The following is a 4,119-nucleotide window of genomic DNA, read 5'->3' as shown; positions in this document are numbered from 1 at the left end:
CTGCAGGGGGGACCCTGTGGGAGAGTAGGACGCCGCCGAACAATTCTTCAGAAGAACCCCCATCCGGGTCCCGGATGGGGGTTCTTCGCGTTTCCAGGGCCGGGGCGAATCTATTCGTCGGATTCGGATTCGGCCTGCGGCTTCTCCGTGGGCGCCTGCCCCTGGGCCTGGGCGGGTTGCTGGGCATCGGGCCGCGGCGCCTGGGGTGCCTGAGGTGCCGACGATGCCTGGCTCGACGCCTGACCCGAGGCCTGATCCGACGGTTGGGCCGTCGCCTGGACCTGGTCGGCGGGAGCCGCCGGGGCCTCCGCCGTCCCCCAAGCCGGCCGGCTGAGCCACTTGTCCGCGCTGTTGGTGAGACGGGCGACGCCCGTACCGTCCGGCCGCATGCTGTAGAGGTCGGCGCCGGTGCCGGCGGGCGCCTGGGCGAAGACGATGGACTTGCCGTCGGGAGCGTAGGCGGCCGCGCCGTAGAAGGCGTCCGAGGGTGCGGGGGTGAGGGCGCCGACGGCGCTGCCGTCGGGGTGGACGGTGTAGATGCCGCCGCCGGGGGCGTTGTCGGGGCCGGCCGGGTAGGTGGTGAAGAGGATCTGGGTGCCGTCGGGGGACCAGTCCGCGCGGTCGCCGGCGCGCAGTTCCCAGGGGGTGAGCTGGCGCAGCCCGGTGCCGTCCGCGCTGACCACGTAGATGGCGCGGCTGTTGGCGGGCTGCCCCGTGGCGCTGGTGCGGTACTCGAAGGTGAGCTGCTTGCCGTCGGGGGACCAACTGGGGTTGCTGACCGCGCCGGAGTAGGGCTTGTCGTTGGTGAGGAAGGTGAGCCGCTGGACGTCGGTGCCCTCGGGGGTCATCAGGTAGAGGTCGGAGTACTGGATCTGGTGGCTGCCGGACGGGTCCAGGGCGCCCCAGGAGCGGCTGAAGGCGACCTGCTTGCCGTCGGGGGAGAAGGCGGGGGCGCGTTCGTCCTCGTTGGCGCAGTCGGCGGTGCCGCTGTCGCAGAGCTGGTTGACCTGGTGCTCGGGGCCGCCGGCGGTGAGGACGGTCCAGAGCCGGGCGGTGCCGGTCTGCGGGTCGGTGCGGTCGAAGGCGATGGTGGCGCCGTCGGGGGACCAGTCCGGGCGGTCGTCGAGCGCGCGGGCCGGCGGCTGGGTGACCTGGTGCTGGCCGGTGCCGTCGGGGGAGAGGGTGACGATCGCGGTGCTGGTGCGGGCGGCGTCGGTGTAGGCGCGGCTGACGATCAGCCCGTTGTGCGCGGCGGCCGCGGGGGCTCCGACGGCCGCGCCGACCACGCCGGGGGTCGCGGCGGGTGTCGCCTCGGGGGTGGCGGTGGGGGTCTCCGGCCGGATCTCCGAGAGCGGGATCTCCCCGGGTTCGGCCCCGCAGCCGGTGAGCAGGGCGCCCAGAAGCAGAAGGCCCGCACCGGCGCTCGCGCGGGTGCGGGCCCTGCCCGTGGGTGACTGCCGTGTGCCGGTGGTGATCCGTGCCATCTCCGCCTCCGAGACTCTCGACCGCTCCGACGTGTGCCCCCGCCGAGGATTCAGGACGAAGGCCCCTGAAAGGAGCTGTCACTGTGTCAGACGGGGGACGTCGGCGGTCCGGCGACACGCGACGGACCGCGCTCGCTCGATCGCACGGAGTAGGGGGAGTGGAGGGGAGGGGAACAGAGGGGAGCGGAGCGGGCCTCAGCCCCGGGCGGCGCGGCGCTCGGCCTTGGCGAGGGCCTCCGCCTCGTCCTCGGCCTCGGCGACCTCCAGGGTGGGCGCGGTGCCGCCGAGCTGGGCGGGCAGCCACCAGGTGTCGTCCGGGCCGGAGGGCTTGCCGGGGTACTCGCGCTGGGCCTGGTCGAGCATCTCGCTCATGGCGGCGCGCAGCCGCCGGGTGACCATCACGGGCTTGTCGTCCGGTCCGAGGTGGATCGGCTCGCCGATCATGATGGTGACCGGGACGTGCCGCTTGGTGAGGGTCTTCGGGCGGCCCTTGGTCCAGAGCTGCTGGGTGCCCCAGAGCACGACGGGCAGCAGCGGGGTGCCGGAGTCGGCGGCCATCCGGGCGGCGCCGGTCTTGAACTTCTTGAGCATGAAGGAGCGGCTGATGGTCGCCTCGGGGAAGACCCCGACCACCTCGCCGGCCTTGAGGGCGCGCACGGCGGCCTCGTAGGCGGGCTGGCCGTCGGTGCGGTCGACCGGGATGTGCTTCATGCCGCGCATCAGCGGGCCGGAGATCCGGTGCTTGAAGACGTCGTCCTTGGCCATGAAGCGGGTCTTGCGCTTGCCGCCGCGGTACGCGCCGAGGCCCGCGAAGAGGAAGTCCAGGTAGCTGATGTGGTTGCTGACCAGTACCGCTCCCCCCCTGGCGGGGATGTGTTCGGCGCCCACGATCTTGATCCGCGCGTCGAGCGCGCGGAAGGCGGTGAGTGCGGCGCCGATCACCGGCGGGTACACGAACTCTGCCACGGTCAGTCCTGACTTCCACGGGCCGGAGCCCGGTTCGGCGGGTACCCGCTCCGTTGCGCGGGCGGTGCCGACCGGAGTACGGCACTCCGCGGCGGTCACGGGTGATTCACGGAGATGATCCCCCGAACGAGTGCCTGCTGTCACCTGAGGCGTGCGGTCAAGTGAATATTGCCGATGTGATCTCCGTGATGAATTCGAACGGGAACTTTTCGGCCGCTCGCATCAGGCGCGGGAGGTGAGGCGGCCCTGGGCGTGCCGGACCAGGGGGTAGAGCTCGCAGCCCACGGAGTAGCCGAACACGGCGTTGGCGAAGGCGGCGGTGAGGGCGGTCGAGGCGCCCATCACGCCGAGCCACGTCACCTCGGTGCAGTAGCCGAGGGTGCCGACCGCGGCGAAGACCATGAGGACGCCCTGGTCGAGGCGGAGCGGCCGTTCGTCCTCGGTGGCGGAGGGCGGTGCGAGCCGGGGCAGCACGAGCGCCTGGAACAGCCGGACGTACGGGGCCAGGCGCAGGCCGCCGAACGAGCCGAGGGCGAAGACGAGCGTCTGGGCTCCCAGGAGCGGGCAGCTGCCGGTGGCCAGGACGAGGGCCAGGACGATCGCGGTGAGCGCTGCGGCTAAGCGGGGACCGCGGGGATCGGTCTGCAACGGGGCTCCGGGTGGTCGCGACGGGCGGCGGCAGCGGCGGGGCGTCAGCGCCGTCGGTGGACGGTGGTCCTGGCCGGGGCGATGACGCGGCGGCGGACCGGCGGCGGCATCGGGTGGCGGTCGGAGTCCATCGGCCGATCGTACGTGTCCCGGCCCTGGCGGTCGACCGTGTTTCGGGCGCCGCGGGCGCTGCCGCAGACTGGGGGGATGACCGGGCCGACGGCGTGCGTTGTCGTGCCTCGACGGGGCCGGTCCCGGCCCGCCGTGGCCGGGGGTGACGGGCCGGGAGTGACGGGAGGACGAGGGTGAGCACCGAGGACGGGGCGGACGCGGTACCGCGGTCGGACGCCGTACGGCTGTCGGGGGCGGAGCTGGGCGGGCCGCTCGGTGCGCGGGCGACGCTGGTGCAGTTCTCGACGGCCTTCTGCCAGCCCTGCCGGGCCACCCGGCGGGTGCTCTCGGAGGTGGCCGGGATGGTCGACGGGGTGGAGCACATAGAGGTGGACGCCGAGGAGCGGTTGGAGCTGGTCCGCCGGCTGGAGGTCCGGCGGACGCCGACCGTCCTGGTGCTGGACGGGGAGGGCCGGGTGGTGCGTCGGGCGGCGGGCCAGCCGCGCCGGGTGGACGTGATCGCGGCGCTCGGTCGCGTGGTGTGAGCAATCCGGCCGCAGGTGTTCCGCCCCGGCGGGTGGAGTCGGCCCCGCGCTGGGGCAGGATGGGCACAGGCGGCGGGAGCAGCCGCACGGCATAAGCTACTGGCCAGTAGTGACCACTGCACTACCGGCGAGTATGCTGCCAGGAAGTTCCGGACCGGCACGGGAATTCGCTGCCCGGAGCGGGTGCGTGCCGTGTTCGCGCCCGCTTGCACCGCCGCAGCCGCCGGACGAGACCAGTACAGGAGACAGGCCGTGAGCTTGAGGATCGTTGTCTGTGTGAAGCACGTGCCGGACGCGACGGGTGACCGTCGTTTCGCGGACGACCACACCACCGACCGGGAGGGTGTGGACGGCCTCCTGTCGGA

The 4,119-nt window shown here is 73.1% G+C and carries 4 protein-coding genes and 1 pseudogene; 2 read left to right on the top strand and 3 right to left on the bottom strand.

The genetic code is table 11. The features are described 5' to 3' along the window. Positions 1–110: 110 nt before the first annotated feature. From ACWDD9_RS43745 to ACWDD9_RS43735, 3 genes are all read right to left on the bottom strand, one after another. A complete protein-coding gene (locus ACWDD9_RS43745; RefSeq protein WP_449814777.1) occupies positions 111–1,484 on the bottom strand; it encodes a hypothetical protein in 1,374 nt (457 codons plus the stop codon). A gap of 195 nt (positions 1,485–1,679) precedes the next feature. Beyond that, a complete protein-coding gene (locus tag ACWDD9_RS43740) occupies positions 1,680–2,450 on the bottom strand; it encodes a lysophospholipid acyltransferase family protein (RefSeq protein WP_049656484.1) in 771 nt (256 codons plus the stop codon). Positions 2,451–2,672: 222 nt separating this feature from the next. Continuing rightward, a complete protein-coding gene (locus tag ACWDD9_RS43735) occupies positions 2,673–3,098 on the bottom strand; it encodes a DUF4395 domain-containing protein (protein WP_049656482.1) in 426 nt (141 codons plus the stop codon). 305 nt (positions 3,099–3,403) lie between these two features. Between ACWDD9_RS43735 and ACWDD9_RS43730 the strand changes: the two genes are divergently transcribed. Both ACWDD9_RS43730 and ACWDD9_RS43725 read left to right on the top strand, forming a co-directional pair. Then, a complete protein-coding gene (locus ACWDD9_RS43730) occupies positions 3,404–3,754 on the top strand; it encodes a TlpA family protein disulfide reductase (protein WP_049656479.1) in 351 nt (116 codons plus the stop codon). Positions 3,755–4,006: 252 nt separating this feature from the next. Continuing rightward, positions 4,007–4,119: pseudogene (locus tag ACWDD9_RS43725) on the top strand (electron transfer flavoprotein subunit beta); the annotation flags it as partial.

This window comes from Kitasatospora sp. NPDC001119 (assembly GCF_053598475.1).
The sequence above is the reverse complement of the archived record's forward strand: the minus strand, read 5'-3'. Positions and strand labels throughout refer to the sequence as shown.

Bases quoted from the DNA above. Each gene is read 5' to 3' on its own strand.
- ACWDD9_RS43745 (WP_449814777.1), bottom strand. From the start codon at position 1,484: ATGGCACGGATCACCACCGGCACACGGCAGTCACCCACGGGCAGGGCC.